This window comes from Rhizobium album (assembly GCF_003122325.1).
GTDB classification, from domain to species: domain Bacteria; phylum Pseudomonadota; class Alphaproteobacteria; order Rhizobiales; family Rhizobiaceae; genus Metarhizobium; species Metarhizobium album.
In genome coordinates this window covers 86,656-103,967 of record NZ_QFBC01000001.1, presented here as the reverse complement: position 1 = coordinate 103,967, position 17,312 = coordinate 86,656, and the positions used below count along the sequence as shown (strand labels likewise).

The 17,312-nt window shown below is 60.8% G+C and carries 18 protein-coding genes and 1 tRNA gene; 11 read left to right on the top strand and 8 right to left on the bottom strand.

Annotation, left to right across the window (positions count from 1 at the left end; genetic code table 11):
• Window positions 1-13 precede the first annotated feature (13 nt).
• The 7 genes from hisD (at window position 14) to DEM27_RS00505 (ending at window position 3,803) form a co-directional block, all read left to right on the top strand.
• Window positions 14-1,312, top strand: coding sequence for a histidinol dehydrogenase (gene hisD / locus DEM27_RS00535; RefSeq protein WP_109456246.1), 1,299 nt, complete (start codon window positions 14-16; stop codon window positions 1,310-1,312).
• Window positions 1,313-1,315: 3 nt separating this feature from the next.
• Window positions 1,316-1,795: a UPF0262 family protein gene (locus DEM27_RS00530; RefSeq protein WP_109456245.1), complete on the top strand. Its 480-nt coding sequence runs from the start codon at window positions 1,316-1,318 to the stop codon at window positions 1,793-1,795.
• A 4-nt stretch (window positions 1,796-1,799) separates the two neighbouring features.
• On the top strand, window positions 1,800-2,273 hold the full coding sequence (locus DEM27_RS00525; protein ID WP_109456244.1) for an arsenate-mycothiol transferase ArsC: 474 nt from the start codon (window positions 1,800-1,802) through the stop codon (window positions 2,271-2,273).
• Window positions 2,274-2,403: 130 nt separating this feature from the next.
• A complete protein-coding gene (gene infA / locus DEM27_RS00520) occupies window positions 2,404-2,622 on the top strand; it encodes a translation initiation factor IF-1 (protein WP_004117876.1) in 219 nt (72 codons plus the stop codon).
• A gap of 37 nt (window positions 2,623-2,659) precedes the next feature.
• Window positions 2,660-3,280: a Maf-like protein gene (locus tag DEM27_RS00515; RefSeq protein WP_109456243.1), complete on the top strand. Its 621-nt coding sequence runs from the start codon at window positions 2,660-2,662 to the stop codon at window positions 3,278-3,280.
• A gap of 2 nt (window positions 3,281-3,282) precedes the next feature.
• Window positions 3,283-3,489: a DNA gyrase inhibitor YacG gene (gene yacG / locus DEM27_RS00510; RefSeq protein ID WP_109456242.1), complete on the top strand. Its 207-nt coding sequence runs from the start codon at window positions 3,283-3,285 to the stop codon at window positions 3,487-3,489.
• Between the two features lie 238 nt (window positions 3,490-3,727).
• Window positions 3,728-3,803, top strand: a tRNA-Phe gene (locus DEM27_RS00505).
• Between the two features lie 395 nt (window positions 3,804-4,198).
• On the opposite strand, the gene DEM27_RS00500 is transcribed toward DEM27_RS00505, so the two are convergent.
• On the bottom strand, window positions 4,199-4,612 hold the full coding sequence (locus DEM27_RS00500) for a BA14K family protein (protein WP_109456241.1): 414 nt from the start codon (window positions 4,610-4,612) through the stop codon (window positions 4,199-4,201).
• 310 nt (window positions 4,613-4,922) lie between these two features.
• On the opposite strand from DEM27_RS00500, the gene DEM27_RS00495 reads away from it, so the two are divergent.
• Window positions 4,923-5,981 carry a dipeptidase gene (locus tag DEM27_RS00495; RefSeq protein ID WP_109456240.1) on the top strand — a complete coding sequence of 353 codons (1,059 nt, stop codon included), beginning with the start codon at window positions 4,923-4,925 and terminating at the stop codon, window positions 5,979-5,981.
• Window positions 5,982-5,990: 9 nt separating this feature from the next.
• Here the strand turns inward: DEM27_RS00495 and DEM27_RS00490 are convergent, their stop codons facing one another.
• Entirely contained in the window at window positions 5,991-7,931 is a 1,941-nt protein-coding gene (locus DEM27_RS00490; protein ID WP_109456239.1) for a putative bifunctional diguanylate cyclase/phosphodiesterase, read from the bottom strand.
• 323 nt (window positions 7,932-8,254) lie between these two features.
• Here DEM27_RS00490 and DEM27_RS00485 point away from each other — a divergent pair, with 323 nt between their 5' ends.
• From DEM27_RS00485 to DEM27_RS00475, 3 genes are all read left to right on the top strand, one after another.
• The gene (locus DEM27_RS00485; protein ID WP_109456238.1) at window positions 8,255-9,424 is read left to right on the top strand and encodes a hypothetical protein; all 1,170 of its coding nucleotides are present in this window, start codon (window positions 8,255-8,257) and stop codon (window positions 9,422-9,424) included.
• Entirely contained in the window at window positions 9,421-10,338 is a 918-nt protein-coding gene (locus DEM27_RS00480; protein ID WP_109456237.1) for an NAD-dependent epimerase/dehydratase family protein, read from the top strand. The genes DEM27_RS00485 and DEM27_RS00480 overlap by 4 nt, the downstream gene beginning before the upstream one ends.
• Window positions 10,339-10,467: 129 nt before the next feature.
• A complete protein-coding gene (locus DEM27_RS00475; RefSeq protein WP_109456236.1) occupies window positions 10,468-11,232 on the top strand; it encodes a cephalosporin hydroxylase family protein in 765 nt (254 codons plus the stop codon).
• A gap of 248 nt (window positions 11,233-11,480) precedes the next feature.
• On the opposite strand, the gene DEM27_RS00470 is transcribed toward DEM27_RS00475, so the two are convergent.
• The 6 genes from DEM27_RS00470 to mscL all read right to left on the bottom strand — a co-directional run bounded on the left by DEM27_RS00470 (window position 11,481) and on the right by mscL (window position 17,186).
• Window positions 11,481-12,707: a class I SAM-dependent methyltransferase gene (locus DEM27_RS00470; RefSeq protein WP_109456235.1), complete on the bottom strand. Its 1,227-nt coding sequence runs from the start codon at window positions 12,705-12,707 to the stop codon at window positions 11,481-11,483.
• Entirely contained in the window at window positions 12,704-13,264 is a 561-nt protein-coding gene (locus DEM27_RS00465) for a dTDP-4-dehydrorhamnose 3,5-epimerase family protein (RefSeq protein WP_109456234.1), read from the bottom strand. Before DEM27_RS00465 ends, DEM27_RS00470 begins: the two co-directional genes overlap by 4 nt.
• A gap of 12 nt (window positions 13,265-13,276) precedes the next feature.
• Window positions 13,277-14,047, bottom strand: a complete 771-nt coding sequence (gene rfbF / locus DEM27_RS00460) for a glucose-1-phosphate cytidylyltransferase (protein ID WP_109456233.1) — start codon at window positions 14,045-14,047, stop codon at window positions 13,277-13,279.
• A gap of 199 nt (window positions 14,048-14,246) precedes the next feature.
• Entirely contained in the window at window positions 14,247-15,281 is a 1,035-nt protein-coding gene (gene galE, locus DEM27_RS00455; protein WP_109456232.1) for a UDP-glucose 4-epimerase GalE, read from the bottom strand.
• A 182-nt stretch (window positions 15,282-15,463) separates the two neighbouring features.
• Window positions 15,464-16,630 (bottom strand): pyridoxal phosphate-dependent aminotransferase, encoded by a 1,167-nt coding sequence (locus tag DEM27_RS00450; RefSeq protein WP_109456231.1) that lies wholly within the window; start codon window positions 16,628-16,630, stop codon window positions 15,464-15,466.
• 130 nt (window positions 16,631-16,760) lie between these two features.
• The gene (gene mscL, locus DEM27_RS00445; protein ID WP_109456230.1) at window positions 16,761-17,186 is read right to left on the bottom strand and encodes a large conductance mechanosensitive channel protein MscL; all 426 of its coding nucleotides are present in this window, start codon (window positions 17,184-17,186) and stop codon (window positions 16,761-16,763) included.
• Window positions 17,187-17,312: the final 126 nt, after the last annotated feature.

Below are 17,312 nucleotides of genomic sequence, written 5' to 3'. Positions count from 1 at the left end.
GGATGATGTAGACGTGGCACTCTGGCTGGAACAGGCGTCCAAGGATTTCGAAGCGCAATTTGCCGCCTTCCTGACCACCAAGCGCGAAGTATCCGAAGACGTCAACGTGGTGGTCCGCGCCATCATCGATGACGTCAGGGCACGCGGCGATGCCGCTCTTGCCGATTATTCCGCCCGTTTCGACGGCCTTGATTTTGCCGTGACGCCGATGCGCGTCGGCAAGGCGGAGATCGACGCAGCCTTTGGGGCCGTCGATCCGGAGGTCATCGCGGCCCTTGAGCTTGCCGCCATCCGCATCGAGAAACATCACAGCCGCCAGTTGCCCAAAGACGATATCTACGAAGACGATATCGGCGTCGGCCTCGGCTCACGCTGGACCGCCATCGAAGCCGTCGGCCTGTACGTGCCGGGCGGCACGGCCAGCTATCCGAGCTCGGTGCTGATGAACGCGCTGCCGGCCAAGGTGGCGGGCGTGCCACGCATCGTCATGGTCGTGCCGGCGCTGAAGGGCGAGATCAACCCAACGGTTCTGGCTGCCGCCCGAATTGCCGGCGTCGAGGAAATCTATCGCATCGGCGGCGCCCAGGCGGTTGCCGCACTCGCCTACGGCACCGAGACGATCGCGCCGGTGGCGAAGATCGTCGGCCCCGGCAATGCCTATGTCGCCGCCGCCAAGCGCCATGTCTTCGGCACCGTCGGCATCGACATGATCGCCGGCCCCTCCGAAGTGCTCGTCATCGCCGACAAGGACAACGACCCCGAATGGCTGGCCGCCGACCTGCTGGCCCAGGCCGAGCACGATCGCGGCGCCCAGTCCATCCTCATCACCGACGACGCCGCCCTCGGCCATGCCGTCGAAGCCGCCGTCGAACGCCAGATCCGCCGGCTCGGCCGCTCCGAAACCGCCGCCGCCAGTTGGCGCGATTTCGGCGCGGTCATCCTGGTGCCGGATCTCGCCAGCGCCGTTCCGCTGGCCGATCGCATCGCCGCCGAACATCTGGAACTGGCCGTCGACGATCCCGAGCCGCTGCTTGCCGCGATCCGCAATGCCGGGGCGATCTTCGTCGGCCGGCACACGCCCGAGGTCATCGGCGATTATGTCGGCGGCTCCAATCACGTGCTGCCGACGGCGCGCTCGGCGCGGTTTTCCTCCGGCCTGTCGGTGCTCGATTACGTCAAGCGCACCTCGATCCTGCGCCTCGGCGCGGAGCAGCTACGGGCGCTCGGCCCGGCGGCGATCACGCTTGCAAATTCCGAAGGCCTCGACGCCCATGCCCGGTCCGTCGCGATCCGCCTCAATCTCGGGGATTGATCCATGGCGGCGGGCTCGAGCAATTTCCGGCTCTGCGATGTCGTCCTCGACGACACGATCGGCCGCTCGACCCCGGATGTGGAACATGAACGCGCCGTGGCGATTTTCGACCTGATCGAGGAGAACTCCTTCGAACCCGTCGGTCATTCCGGCGGGCCTTACCGGCTCTATCTGTCGCTGGTCGATTCCAAGCTGATGCTGGCCATCAAGTCGGAGGCAGGCGAGGACGTGGCGACGCATATCCTGTCGCTGACGCCCTTCCGGCGCACGATCAAGGACTACTTCATGATCTGCGAAAGCTATTATGAAGCGATCCGCTCGGCGACGCCGAGCCGCATCGAAGCCATCGACATGGGCCGGCGGGGCATTCACAACGAAGGGTCCCAGACCCTGATGGACCGGCTGCAAAACAAGATCCGCCTGGATTTCGATACCGCCCGGCGGCTGTTCACGCTGATCTGCGTTCTCTACTGGCGTGGCTGAGGCGATGGCTGTGGCGCTGGAGGAACCTGCCAAAATACCGAAATCGATCCTCTTCATCTGCGGCATGAACGCCATCCGTTCCCCCATGGCGGAGGCCTTAGCGCGCAGCATGCTGCCGCCGGGCACCTATATCGCCTCGGCCGGCGTTCGTCCGGGCGAGCGCGATCCGTTCGTCGACGTGGTGATGGAGGAGATCGACCTGTCGCTGGGCAAGCGCCTACCGCAGACGCTGGATGAACTGGAGGACGATTTTTTCGACCTGATCATCACGCTGGCGCCGGAAGCGCATCATGCCGCGCTCGAATTGACGCGCTCCAATGCCGTCGAGGTGGTATACTGGCCAACGCTCGATCCCACCGTGGTGGCCGGAACGCGCGAACAAATCCTGTCCGCGTACCGCGAAGTGAGAAATCATCTTGCAGTGCTGATCGAACAGCGTTTATTGAGAAAGAACGGCGTCAAGGCCGAAACAGCCTGAGACAAATCGAGAAAGCGCGATCAACAAGGTTCACAAACCCTTGTCGATTGTGTAGTTTCCGCCAAATTTTTGGAAGTCGCCCCGGCCAGCCCGGCGCCCCTTCTGTAACCCACAGGAAGAAACCTTATACATGCCTAAAGAAGAAGTCCTCGAATTTCCGGGTGTCGTCACGGAATTGCTGCCGAACGCAACCTTCCGCGTCAAGCTGGAAAACGAACACGAAATCATCGCGCACACCGCCGGCCGCATGCGCAAAAACCGCATTCGCGTGCTCGCGGGCGACAAGGTGCTGGTGGAAATGACCCCCTACGACCTGACCAAGGGCCGCATTACCTACCGCTTCAAATGACCTCGCCGCCTGATGGCGGCTGCCTTGTCGGGTGCGCATGGTGTTGAAACACAGATTGATATTGGCCTCCGGCTCGCCGCGCCGCCTTGACCTGCTCAACCAGGCGGGCATCGAACCCGCGCGGCTGATGCCGATGGACCTGGACGAGACGCCGAAGAAGTCCGAGCATCCGCGCTCGCTGGCCCGGCGCCTCTGCGGCGAAAAGGCCGATGCCGCCTTCCGGCAGGTGAAGGGCGACCTCGCCTGGCAGGGCAGCTTCATCCTCGCCGCCGATACCGTCGTTGCCGTCGGCCGCCGCATCCTGCCGAAGGCGGAATATGTCGACGAGGCGTCCTCGGCCCTGCACCTGCTCTCCGGCCGCAGCCACTGGGTCTATACCGGCGTGGGCCTCATCACCCCGGACGGCCGGCTGCGCCAGAAGATCGTCGAGACCAAGGTGCGCTTCAAGCGCCTCTCCGGCCTCGACATCGAAAGTTATCTCGCCTCCGGCCAATGGCGCGGCAAGGCCGGTGCTTACGCCATCCAGGGCCTGGCCGGCTGTTTCGTGCAGAAACTCGTGGGCTCCTACACCAACGTCGTCGGCCTGCCGCTCTACGAGACCACGCTGCTCCTGGCGGGCGAGGGGTTCGACGTGCAGCGCCGCTGGGTCGAGGGCTAGTCATGACCGGCGATCCACACAAGGCCAAGGTAGAGCCGCTGCGCAAGACCATGCCCTGCCCGGAATGCAAGCGTCCCTCGGTGCGTGACCATTACCCCTTCTGCTCCGACCGCTGCCGCACGCTCGACCTTTCGCGCTGGCTGAACGGCTCTTATGCCATTCCTGTTTCCGAGGACGAAACCAAGGCAAATGGTGCCGACGAGGACTGAGGCCTCGCTTCCGGTTTTTCTAACATCTTGAAATGCCGCGGAAACATTGCTTCTGCGGCATCTGCATGGCCGTGTTTTGCAGGTTCCTGTGGGGCATTTTCGACAAAGAAAAATTTCCTGCCAAAAAAGTGTTATTTGGTGCTGGACATGAAAAAATAGGATGCTATAACCCCGCTCGCTTCCGGGGGAAACCAAGCCCCCGCCGGACGAAAATCCGAAAGGCAGTTACTGCCTCGATGCCCGGATAGCTCAGTTGGTAGAGCAGCGGATTGAAAATCCGCGTGTCGGTGGTTCAAATCCGCCTCCGGGCACCATTCTAAGCCCTTAAAATCATTGGATTTCTAAGAATTTCTTTGAACCCGCTTATGTTGGAAATACGCTAGCGCATGTCTAGCACTGTCTGCAAAATCGCTCTTTTCCTTCAACGCCGCTTGATTTGGCTTTCCCAGGCATTTCGAAGGGCAGGATCGCCGAAGCTGAAAAGTGAATATCGGCTAAGAGACTTTCCACCGGTAGTTCAAGGTATCTCGTTGACTATTTTGGCGATAAATCCGTCGAAACAATTCGCAGTGCGCGATGCCGTTCGGTTCATCGAGTGGCGCAAGGATTATCGGGTATCCGGCCCCGGACGGTCGATTGGAGCCCAAGGGTCCGCCTGATAGTTGTCATCGTCTGCGGCCCGATGGGCCGCAGACGATGACGGCTTCGCTCAGTAATAGGGCGACAGGCATTCCGCACGGTAACCCGCCCGCGGCACGTAGGTGTTGTCGGAAGAACGATAGCTGCGATAGCGGGCATAGCACCAATCGTAATGACGCGGATTGATGCCCTCGTAGGAGGTACGCCGCTCGTTCGAAATAGCCCCGCCGATGATGGCACCGGCGCCGAAGGCAGCGAGCGGATACCACCAGCCATCGCTGTGGCGACGATAGCCATGGCGGTAAGACCGGTATCCCCGATGGCCGCCATACCAGCCGTGGCGCCGGTGATGATACTGTACGGCCTCGACGTCACCCGTCAGCGCCGGCTTGATCGGCTGGATCACCGGTGCGGCAAATGCGGTTTCGTAGCCGGTCGTCATAGCCATAAGCGCGGCAAGAGCCGAAATCGCGATCTTCTTCATTGCTACCTCCATGTGTTGAACGAACGCAGGATGCTACTGGGACTATAAACCCAGCATGAACAAACGATTACAATTTGTCCATGCCGGACGCGCCGGCCCTGGCACGGTGCAGACAAGAGACGTTCCTGCCCGGCCTTTTCAATCATGGACGGCTGGAAAATCCGTTCCGGGCCGTTTGCCGGCGATAAATCGGCCCTTGCCGGTTTTTGCCCTTGCGGCGTTTTAGCCGGAAGCCTTACCATCCCTTGCCGCAACCGGGCCTTCCCGGGGCCGGCAAGGCGACGGTTTTCGAAAGTGCGAGCGATTTTGGATGCAATGGATATTTGACGGCCATAACGATGTTTTGCTGCGGCTCTGGCAGACATGGCAATCAGGCGGCGATCCCGTCGCCGAATTCATCGAAGGCACCGCGGCCGGTCACATCGATGGACAGCGTGCGAAGAAAGGTGGCCTGGCCGGCGGCCTCTGCGCCATCTACATCCCCTCCAGCGATCTTGCGCTTGAGGAGCCGGATGGCCATGGCCGATACGAGACGCCGCTGGCCACGCCGCTGGAGCGGGCGCCCTCGGTCGACATCGCCCTGCAGACGACGGCCATCGCGTTGCGATTGGATCGCGCCGATGCATGGCGGATGTGCCGCACCACGGGCGAGATCCGCGCGGCGATGGAAAAGGACCTGTTTGCCGCCGTTCTCCATATGGAAGGCTGCGAGGCGATAGCCGCCGACCTGACGGCGCTCGACGTTCTGTATGCCGCCGGCCTGCGCTCGCTGGGGCCGGTGTGGAGCCGGCACAACATCTTCGGCCATGGCGTTCCCTTCGCCTATCCGAAATCTCCCGACACCGGTCCGGGGCTGACAGCTGCCGGCTTCGATCTCGTTCGCGCCTGCGACGCGCTCGGCATCGCCATCGATCTTGCCCACATCACCGAGCAAGGCTTCTGGGACGTGGCGAAAACCTCCGGCAAGCCGCTGATCGCCAGCCATTCGAATGCCCATGCGCTGACGCCCGTCGCCCGCAACCTCACTGACCGGCAACTCGACGCGATCCGCGAGCGCAACGGGCTCGTGGGCCTGAATTACGCGGTGACGATGCTGCGACAGGACGGCCAGGAAAACGCACGCACGCCGATTTCCGACATGATCCGCCATATCGATTACCTGGTCGACCGGATGGGGATTGATTGCGTCGCGCTCGGTTCGGATTTCGATGGCGCCACCATTCCCGAAGAGATCGCCGACGCCGCCGGCAACCAGAAGCTCATCGATGCGCTGGCATCCGCCGGTTACGGCGCCGATGACCTGCGCAAGCTCGCCCGCGACAACTGGCTGAGGGTTCTCGCCGCCAGCTGGGGGGAGACAACGGCATGACGGCCGCCCTTACCCGGCAAGGCGCGCTCCATCTGCCGCCGCGCGGCCATCCTCCATTGCGATCCCTTGCAGCACCGCTGCCAGGGGCTGGGGTCGCGAGAAGAAATAGCCCTGCCCCAGATCGACGCCGGAGGCCTGCAGTGCCGTGCGGATCTCCGCCGTCTCGATGCCTTCCGCCACCGACTGGATGCCGAGATTGTGGCAGAGATTGGCGACCGAGCGGATGATGTTCATGCTGCGCTCGTCACGATCGCATTTCAGCACGAAACTCTTGTCGATCTTGATCTTGTCGAACTCCAGCCGGTGAACGTGGCTGAGGCTGGAAAAACCGGTGCCGAAATCGTCGAGCGAGATGGAAGCGCCGGCCGAACGCAGCATGCGCACCACCTCCGCCGCGGTGTCGAAATCGCTCAGGAGCGCCGTCTCGGTGATTTCCAGGTCGAGGCGCGACACGTCGATACCGGATTGCCGGATCTGGACGAGAAGCGCCAGGGCCGTCTCGCGATCGCAGATGTCGCGGGCCGACAGATTGAAGGCCAGCCTGAGATGATCCGGCATGAGCTTCATGGCATCGAGCGCCTGGGACAGCAGGATTGCCGTCATGCGGCTGACGATGCCCGTCCGCTCGGCGGCGGGAATGAAATCATTCGGGCTGACCGGACCGAGCCGCGAACTGTTCCAGCGCGCCAGCGCCTCGAAACCCACAAGCCTGCCGCCATCCAGCGTTATCACCGGCTGGAATTCCAGCGACAGTTCACGGCTGAAATCACCGGCCTGCAGCGCAAAGTCGATTGCGTGACGCCGCTTGAGCAGTTGCTGGTGATCGCTGGAGAAAAACTCCACGGCCCCGCCACGCTTGCTCTTCATCTGGTAGAGGGCAAAATCGGCTCGCTCGTAAATCTCCTCCGACGTTCCCGCTCCGTCCTCGGGATAGGCAATGCCACAGGATCCCGAAAGCCTGATCGAACCGCCGGGAATCTCGAAGGGTTCGCGCAGCGTCGTGCAGAAGGCCTGGCCGAGGGCTGCGGCATCCTCCCGGCTCGTGCAGCCGGGCAGGATGAAGCCGAATTCATCACCGCCCAGCCGGGCAACGCTGCCTTCGCCCTGGCTAAGCGCATGGAAGCGTGCAGCGGCTTCCTTCAGCACGAAATCGCCGGCGGCATGGCCGAAGATGTCGTTGACCGGCTTGAAGCCGTCCAGATCGACGAGGCCGACGACGGGCGGACGGTGCGGATCGGAGCCGATCAGGCCGTCGAGCTGCTGGAAGAAGCTGCGGCGGTTGGCAAGACCGGTGAGCTGGTCATGCAGCGCATTGCGGCTGTTGACCTCGTTCAGTTGCTCGGTTTCCTCCTGCTTGCGCTCCAGGGCCGCCGTCAACTCCACCAGACCGGAGAAATTGTCGAAATAGCTCAGGATGACGCTGACGAAGGCAACGGAAAGGAAGGCGACGCTGAGGGCGGTGGCGATGAAGACAGCGTTGCCCGAAAACAGGAAGGTGACGACCATGAACGAAAAGGTGATCGCAGTGGTGATCAGCGCCGCCGACGGCAGATGCATGAGGCAGAAGATGCAAGAAATGCCGGTGACGACGAGGAAATAGGCGATCTGCCCCTGCTGGTAGGCGTCGCCGTACTGATAGAGGCCGACGGCCCAGGAAGCAAAGCCGAGCGTCAGGATGCCGGCAAGCCTCTCCGTCCGCCGCAGGTAACGATAGGCCGCTTCTGGCGTCACCGGAACCCGCCGCCGGGTTTGCCACCACAAAAGTCGGACAATGCACAGGATGGACATCAGGACCGGCAGGTAGGCGGCCAACCAGAGCGGCGCCGTGCCTATGTGGGTCATCGAGACGGCGACGGCATTGATGACCAGCAGCATATACAGGATAGGAACGCGTGTGCTCAGAGCCTCGAACTGCGCCAAAAGAAGCTTCGAATCGTCTCGCCGCGGCATGAATATTGATCGGATGCGCCCCACCCTTCCCTTCTCCCATTTATAATATATTTAAACGCGTAAAAATTTATATTTCCTTATTGAGTTTTTTTACTTTACATAAACTATGTCTCCCTCTGAAAAATCAACGATATTAATACAATCGAATATACGAAGCGCCGATTTCCTTATGCCGCAATCCCTCTCGACGCAAAGCTTCGCTCAAGCTTGACGGCATACACAGGGCTGCCATGAGCGGGGAAATCCGCTTTGAATGCCGTTGTTCCGGCATTGCTCACGGCACGAAACCCGACGCGCGGTGAAGAGAAACGAAAAACAGTCCCATGACGAAACTTTCCATCTGCATACCCGTTGAACCTGGCAATCCCGCACCCGTCCGCCTTGCCACGGAACTGCTTCATAACGCGGCCTCGGACATCGAAATCATCGTGGCGCCCTACGGCGACACCTGCGCCGATGCCGATGAGCTCTATGCCCTGGCGGAGAAGGATGCGCGACTGCGCATCCTGCCGGCTGCGCCGTTGGGCATCTCCGCCGCCAATCTCTGGCTCGGCACGGTGGCGGCCATGGCGGGAGAGTGGGTCACAGTGGTAAGGCCGAACGATATCCTCGACCCGGACGTGGCACTGTTCATCGCCTATGCAGAAGAAGCCGTTCCGGGCCTTGACGCCTATGGCTGGAACTCGTTCCAGATCGATGCCGCGGCACCGCGCCATATCAGCGCGTGCGTGGCGATACCGATCCAGCACCATACGCTGGAAATCAGCAAGGACGACATGCTGGAAACATTCTTCCAGTGGAAGGATTCCAGCAACGTGCCGAAGATGCCCTTCGGCATCTATCACGCGGCGATCAAGCGCTCCCTGCTCGAGACCGTGCTAGCCAATTCCGGCGAGCGAAGCTGGCTCACCGCCTATCCGCAATATGAATGGTCGGCCCGCGTGCTGCTGTATGCGGCAAAACTCGGCTTCTCCTCCCGGCCGCTCTCCGCAAGCGATGTCAGGCCATATCAGCCTGTGGAAGCGCCGTCCGCCGTCGAGGGGTTCCCGTTCAACAGCAGCATCGGCGTCACCGCGGCCATTGCCGAAACCCAGGCGCGCGTCCTCCACGATCTCAATATCGAATGGTCGGGCTTCAACGATAATTTCATTCGCGCCTGCATGCTCGACTGCATGTTCGTGCACGACGAGACGGCGTTCGAGGAGAAGGCCCAGGCCTATTACGCCGCAATCTGCGATCTCGAAGGCGGGCGGCTGGCTCCGTCCTTCCGTCCACCCTACCTGCCTGAGCCCCAAGCCGACCCGCGGCGCGGCCTTCATGGCCGCGTGCTGCTGGTCAACCGCTTCATCGGCAATGCCGTCACCGCAGAAGAATTCTTCAAGTTGGTCCGGACCATGCTCACGCCGGTCCATCTTGTCAAAGACGTGCTGGATGAGTTGCCGGTATCGACCGTGGCGGCAAATATCGCGTTGAGCGGGTCGCACGCGGCATGAAGGTATTGCTGACCGGCGCGGGCGGGTTCATCGGCCGCCACGTTCTCGACGCGCTGGACAAACAAGGCATCGAAACGATCGCCGTCGGTCGCCGCAAGCCCGACGGCTGCCCCGACAGTGCTTTCGAGCGCGCCGATCTGCTTGAAATCGACGATTTCGACGCCTTTGCGACCAAACTCGGCGCCACGCATCTCCTGCACCTCGCCTGGTATGCGGAACACGGCAAATATTGGAATTCGCCACTCAACCTCCGCTGGTGCGAAGCAACGACACGACTGGTCGAAGCCTTCTGCAAGGCAGGTGGGCGGCATGTCGTCATGGCCGGGACCTGCGCGGAATATGACTGGTCGTATGGATATTGCCGCGAAGCCGAAACCCCGATCAACCCCGCTACCCTCTACGGCAGCGCCAAGGACGCGACCAGGCGCCTGGCGATGGCGGTCTGCCGCGAGTATGACGTACCGTGCGCCTGGGGCAGGATTTTTCTAGCTTATGGCGCCGGAGAAGCACCACAAAGGCTTGTGCCGTCGCTGATCGAGATTTTCCAGGACAAGCGCTCAGCCTTTGCTGTCGACCAGGATTGTTTTCGCGATTTTCTCCATGTGGCCGACGTGGCCTCGGCCTTCACGACGCTGCTCCTAAAAGGTGCCAATGGCATCTATAACGTCGGCTCTGGAGAACCCGTCCAGCTGGCAGATGTGGTCCGCTGGATTGCCGATATTCTCGACGGCGATGCGCAACGCGTGCTGAGCTTGAGGCGTGACAAGACGGGGCAGCCACTCCTTCTGCTCGGCGAGAACCTGAAACTGAAAGAGCTTGGTTGGCAACCCGTTATTCCTGTCAAACAAGGACTAAGCAAAATCATCGCAGGGAATATCCATGAGTTGGCAGATATGCCCCGTATGTTCCGTTGATCGGCTGACGCCGGTGTTGTGGCAAACTCATTTCAAGACATTTCGGATTTTTGTCGTGGCCGATCAGCAAGGCCCAGGTCGATTGACCGGCCAGGATATCAAACTCGCCCTCATCCATTGGAGTGAATCATGAAGCTTACCCTCGACACTGATGCAAGAACCGTCACGCTTGAAGAAGCGGGAAACATCAAGACGTTGGACATGTACACGCGGGAAGCCTTCGAGGCGATTTCGCGACAATGGATTCGCATCGGCTGGAACCAGAAGTATCCCTACACCTTCAGCTGGATGGGTCGGCCCGTGATCCAACTGCCGGAAGATATGATCCGAATGCAGGAGGTGATTTTCACGGTCAAACCTGATGTGATCATCGAAACGGGCGTCGCCCATGGTGGTTCGCTGATTTACTACTCCAGCCTGTGCAAGGCCATGGAGAAGGGTCGCATCATCGGCATTGATATAGAGATTCGACCGCACAACCGAGCCGCGATCGAATCTCACAGCCTGTACGACCGCATCCAATTAATCGAAGGCAGTTCAACTGCACCTGAAATTGTGTCACAGGTCAAAGCGCTGGTAAAGCCGGGAGAAACCGTTCTTGTCATCCTCGACTCCAATCACACCTATGCTCATGTCTACGACGAACTTGAGGCCTATGCTGACCTCGTCACGCCCGGTTCCTATATCGTCGCCACGGACGGTGTCATGAAGGATGTGGCCGACGTCCCACGCGGCACGGCGGACTGGACTACCAACAATCCAACATTCGCCGCGCGGGATTTCGCCGAAAAGCATACCGAATTCGTCATCGAACAACCCGCCTGGCCATTCAACGAAAGCGAACTTGCCGAAAATATCACGCATTGGCCGGGTGCTTGGCTCAAGAGGGTGTAAAGGCGCGCCACGGCGAGCCAGATCGACCGCATCGGTTGGACACCAAATGTCAAGAGGCCGCCCACAGCGGCCTTTTTCCGGAGTGGAACAAAAAAACGCCGCGGATGCGACGTCTCGAATCCAATCCGGACCAGAATTGTGGCCCTGAAACGGGCCATGTCCAGCTTATTCGGCGGCCAGATCGTTGACGATGGCAAGATCGTCGTTCGATCGGGATAACCGCTCCACGCTTTCCGGTATCAGCGAAACTAGTCGACCGTCAGCGTCGGAATCGCCGTCACGAATGTCCCACCCCAATCTCTGATATACGAAAGCTGTTCCTTGATTTCTTTCTGCAGGTTCCATGGAAGAATAACGACCCTTTCCGGCTTTTGCGCTTTCAATACGTCTTCGGATACGATGGGAATCCGGCTGCCGGGCAGGAAGGTGCCCTGCTTAGCGGGATTCTTGTCGACGACGAACGACAGGAGATCCGGCTTGACGCCGGCGAAATTCAGCAGCGTGTTGCCCTTCGCCGCCGCGCCGTAGGCTGCGACCTTCAGACCCTGGCGCTGGCAATCGATCAGGAAGGCGAGGAAATCGTTGCGCACGCGCTGCGCCTCGGCCTGGAAGGCGGCATAATAGGAAAGATCCTTCATGCCAGCCGCCGCTTCGCGGTCGAGCAGCGCCTGCACCGCCGGTTGGCGCGGATGGGCGCGCGTATCGGCGCGGCAGGCAAAGACACGGAGGCTCCCGCCATGCCACGGCGTCGTCCCGACATCGAAGACGAAGAGACCGTTCGCCGTAAAGATCCGATCGACGGCGGTCAGCGACAGGTAGGAATAATGCTCGTGATAGGCCGTGTCGAATTGCGCCTCTTCCACCATGTTGAAGAGATGCGGGAATTCGAAGGTCGAAACGCCATCGGGTTTCAGCAGGATCGAAAAGCCACGAACGAAATCGTTGATATCGGGGACATGCGCCAGGACGTTGTTGGCAGCGGTCAAATCGGCTGACCAACCCTTCGCTACAAGGTTTTGCGCGAGCTCGGCGCCAAAGAACGCCTCGACGACCTCGATATCCTTTTCACGAGCGGCTGCAGCCGTGCTCGCGGTCGGTTCCACGCCGAGGCAGGCAATGCCCTTCTCTTTGACATATTGCAGCAAATAACCGTCATTGGAGGCGACCTCCACCACCTTGGAGGCAGGCCCCAGAGCGAAACGCTCAGTCATGGCATCGACATAGGATTTTGCATGCCGCAGCCATGACGAGGAAAACGAACTGAAATAGGCATAATTTTCCGAGAAGAAGGTTTCGCGGGAGGCAAAATCCTCCGTCTGCACCAGAAAACATTCCGTACAAGTGCGGATTACGAGCGGATACCAAAGCTCCGGCTTGCCCAAATCGGCAGCAGCCACATAAGAATTGGAGGGTGGGGCCGTGCCGAGATCGAGGAACGGAGCCATCGTCTCGTTTGCACAGTGACGGCATTTCATGCGGCAACTCCTTGATACTCGGGCGACAGCAAAGGATGGGATCGGTCGCGTACCGACAGGTTGGAGACCGGCAAAGGCCAGTCGATGGCAAGCGCAGGGTCCTGGGCGTGCAGGCCGGCTTCGGCCTCCGCCCTGAACGGTGCCGAATGCGCATAAATCATCCGTACATTGTCCGTCAGCGTCTGGAAGCCATGGGCGAAACCTTGAGGGATGAGAAGCGAACGGGTGTTTTTGGCGGACAGCTCCACCGCAAAATGCTGTAGGAATGTCGGCGATCCCTTACGGAGATCGATGGCGACGTCGAGCACAGAACCGGCGACGCAGGTAACCAGCTTGATTTCGGCAAAGGGCGGCAACTGGAAATGCATGCCACGCACCGTGCCGGCCTGCCTGGTGCCGGTTTCGTTGATTTGGGCGATCGGACCATTCCAGCCGGTAGCGGTCAATTCCTCGGAGCAGAACAGCCGCGTCAGGAAACCGCGATCGTCGCCGAGGCGAACGCGCTCAAGGAGCGCCAGGCCTTCGATAGGCGTCTCATGCCGCAGGAAACGCGTCATGCCGTCACCACTTCACCATGTCTTCCAGGGGGGATTGCCGCCTTCCCAGAGCGTTTCCAGATGGGTCTTGTCGCGCAGCGTATCCATCGGCTGCCAGAAGCCCTCGTGGAAATAGGCTCGCAACTGGCCGTCACCGGCCAGGCTGGCCAGCGGTGCGCTCTCCCAGCTCGTCGCGTCATCGGGGATGCGGTCGATGACCTTCGGCGACAACACGAAGAAGCCGCCGTTGATGAAACCGCCCTCGCCTTCCGGCTTCTCGACGAAACCCTGCACCTCGTCGCCATTCAGCTTCAGCGCGCCAAAACGCGCCGGCGGCCGGACAGCCGTTACGGTCGCCAGCTTGCCATGGTTCTTGTGGAAACGGATGGTGTCGGCGATGTCGACGCTGCAGACACCGTCGCCGTAGGTGAAGCAGAAGGCTTCCTCGTCACGCAGATAGGAGGCGACACGCTTCAGGCGGCCGCCCGTCATCGAATGTTCGCCGGTATCGACCAGCGTCACCCGCCAGTTCTCGGCGTTCTTGCGATGGAACTGCAGCCGGTTTTCAGCCAGGTCGAAGGTGATGTCCGACATGTGCAGGCCGTAATTGGCGAAATATTCCTTGATCACATAACCACGGAAGCCGCAGCAGACGATGAAATCCCTGATGCCGTAACTGTGGTAGATCTTCATGATGTGCCAGAGGATCGGCCGGCCGCCGACCTCGACCATCGGCTTCGGCTTGAGCTGGGTCTCTTCGGACAGGCGCGTACCCAGGCCGCCGGCAAGAATGACGGCCTTCATGAGCGCACCCACGACGATGGCAAAGACAATTCAGCAGGAGAGAGAAAACCCATCCCGCGTTCGAAAAGCATCATGATTCGTAAACCCGGTGAATAAATCCATTCCGGGTTCGAACCTAGCGGCCGAAGCTGTTGTCAAACTGGAGCGCGGCGCAGCCGCACCGAGCCCTTTCGCCCGGTGCAAGGCAAGACAGACCGCCTCAGAAGCGGGCGGAGGCCAGCATCTGGTGCATGCTTTCGATGTCGTAGCTGTTCTTGCGCGCCAGGTGCTCCTCCCAGTCGAGGGCGTTGCGCACGATGCCGTCGAGATCGTCGTGGGACGGCACCCAGCCCAGCGCTTCGCGCGCCAGAGAAGGGTCCGCGACGATGCTTGCCGGGTCGCCGGCGCGGCGCGGCGCATACCGTACGCCGAAACGCCCGCCATGCACCCGCATGACCGCCTGCAGAACCTGCAGGACGGAATAGCCCTGGCCGTAACCGCAATTCGCCGTCAGCGAGACGCCGCCCTGCCGCAGATAGGCGAGTGCGCGCAGATGTGCCTCGACCAGGTCGCTGACATGGATGTAGTCGCGCACGCCGGTGCCGTCGGGCGTATTGTAGTCGGTGCCGTAGACATCTATACTGGCGCGGCGGCCGAGAGCCGCCTCGCAGGCGACCTTGATGAGGTGGGTGGCGCCCACCGTCGATTGCCCGGCCCGGCCTTTCGGATCGGCACCGGCGACGTTGAAATACCGCAGGGCGACATAACTGAAGGCATGCGCCTGCGCCGTGTCGCGCAGCATCATTTCCGACATCAGCTTGGAAACGCCGTAGGGGCTTTCAGGCCGGGGTGTCACGCTTTCCCGGACCGGAACGGCGCTTTCCTGCGTGCCGTAGACGGCGGCGGTCGACGAAAAGACAAAATGCGGGATCCCGGCCTTGACCGCGGCGGCCAGAAGCATGCGTGTCTTGCTGGTGTTGTTTTCGTAATATTCGAGCGGATGCACGATCGATTCCGGCACGACGACGGAACCGGCGAAATGGATGATCGCGTCGATGTCGTTTTCCGCAAACACCTGCTGCAGCAAGGTCTCGTCGCCGGCATCGCCCATGTAGAACCGCGCTTCAGGCGCCACCGCCCAGCGGAAGCCGGTCGAGAGCCGGTCGAGCACCACGACATCCTCGCCCGCATCCAGAAGCGCCCACACCATGTGACTGCCGATATAGCCTGCGCCACCCGTCACCAGCACCGCCATGATTTTTACTTCCCTGTTCGTTTTTATTGGGAAGCATCAAAGCGCGGGTTTCTTTTCAAATTCGTTCGGGATTGCCTGTTTCCGCCGGTTCGGGCCGGTTTGTTTGCTGATGTGGTCAATGGAAGCTTGGGGAATTCGTTCGAATTTTAGCGAATTCCCCAATGCCAGCAAAAACCATGCCGTCAGCGGGCCTGGATATAGGCGGCGAGGCGGACGGCGGCCTCCTGGATATGTGCCGGATCACGCAGGAAGCAGGCGCGCATGAACAGTTCGCCGCCCGGCCCGAAGGCCGTGCCCGGCGCAAGACCGACGCCGGTCTTGTCGACGATGTCGATCGCTGCCGCCCGGCTATCGGTGACGCCGTCGATCTTGAGGAAGGCGTAGAGCGCGCCGTCCGGCTTCAGGGTTTCGACCCGGTTGGTGGCGATCAGCGCATCGCAGAGAATGTCGCGGGCCTTCGTGGCCTTTTCGATATTCGCCCGCACCAGGTCATCGCCCTGGTCGAGGGCGGCAACGGCGCCGCGCTGCATGAACTGGGCGACGCCCGATGTCGAATATTGCACCAGGTTTTCGATCACCTGACCCATTTCCGGCGGTGCGACGATCCAGCCGACGCGCCAGCCGGTCATCGACCAGTTCTTTGAAAACGAATTGACGAAGAGGATCTTGTCGCCGTCCTGCATGACGTCGAGAAACGATGGCGCGCGCGTGCCGATGTAACAATAACGGGCGTAAATCTCGTCGGCGAGGATCCAGATGTCGTGCTTGCGGGCGAGCGCCAGGATGGCGTCGAGGTCCTCGCGGGTGGCCGTCCAGCCTGTCGGGTTCGACGGCGTATTGATGAACATGGCGCGCGTCTTCGGGGTGATGGCCTTCTCCAGGCGATCGAGATCCAGCGACCAGCTGCCATTGGCAAAATCCAGCGTTACCGGCACGGAGCGGGCGCCGGCGATGTCAAGGGCGGCGGCGATATTCGGCCAGGCGGGCGAAAGATAGATCATCTCGTCGCCCGGGGAGGTCAGCGCCTGCACCGACAGCTGGATCGCCTGCATGCCGGAGCCGGTGACGTAAAAATGCTCCATCGGCAGCGATGTGCCGAAATGCCTGTTGTAATAATTGGCCAGCGCCTGGCGCAGCTCGGGAATGCCGCGCTGCCAGGTGTAGAAGGTTTCGCCGGCGAACATCGCATCCGATGCAGCCTGGTTGATGAAGCCGGGCGTCGGCAAGTCGCCTTCGCCGACCCAGAGCGGAATCAGCCCGTCGCGACCGCGGGCATAGTTGACGACTTCGACGATGCCACTTTCAGGGGCTTCGAGCGCGCGCGGGCTCAGGCTGTTCAGAATCGACATAGGTTCTCTCCGATTTCCGGTCTTCATAACCGAGGATCGTCAACAAATCCCATGATATTCCCTGAGCGACGGATCGATTCCGGTGATGAATCGCGCCGGGCCGGCCGGACGACCGGCCCGGTTTCCACTCTTATTTCGTTTTCAGGAGATCGCGGATCTCGGTCAGAAGCTGGATGTCTGCCGGCGGCGGCGCGGCGGCCTCGTCCTTCTTCTCCTGCCGCTCGACCGACGAGCGGATCTTGTTCACGCCCTTGACCATCAGGAAGATGATCCAGGCGAGGATCATGAAATTGATGACGACGGTGATGAAGTTGCCGTAGGCGAAGACGGCGCCCTGCTCGCGGGCGGCGGCCAGCGAGGTAGCCGTGACGGAAGAGCTCAATGGAATGAAATAGTTGGAGAAGTCGAACCCGCCGAAGATGACGCCGACGATCGGCATGACGATGTCGTTGACCAGCGAATTGACGATCAGGCCGAAGGCGCCGCCGATGATGACGCCGACGGCAAGGTCCATGACGTTGCCGCGCGCGATAAATGTCTTGAATTCATTGAGCATTCGATAGGCCCCCTGTTGCAATAGATCCGGAAAGGCGACGATATCGCCTTCCAAACATCCGAACACGCCGATCGAAATACGAAGCGGCCCGGATGTAAATAGGTTTCTTGGACTTAAGGCCTAGAG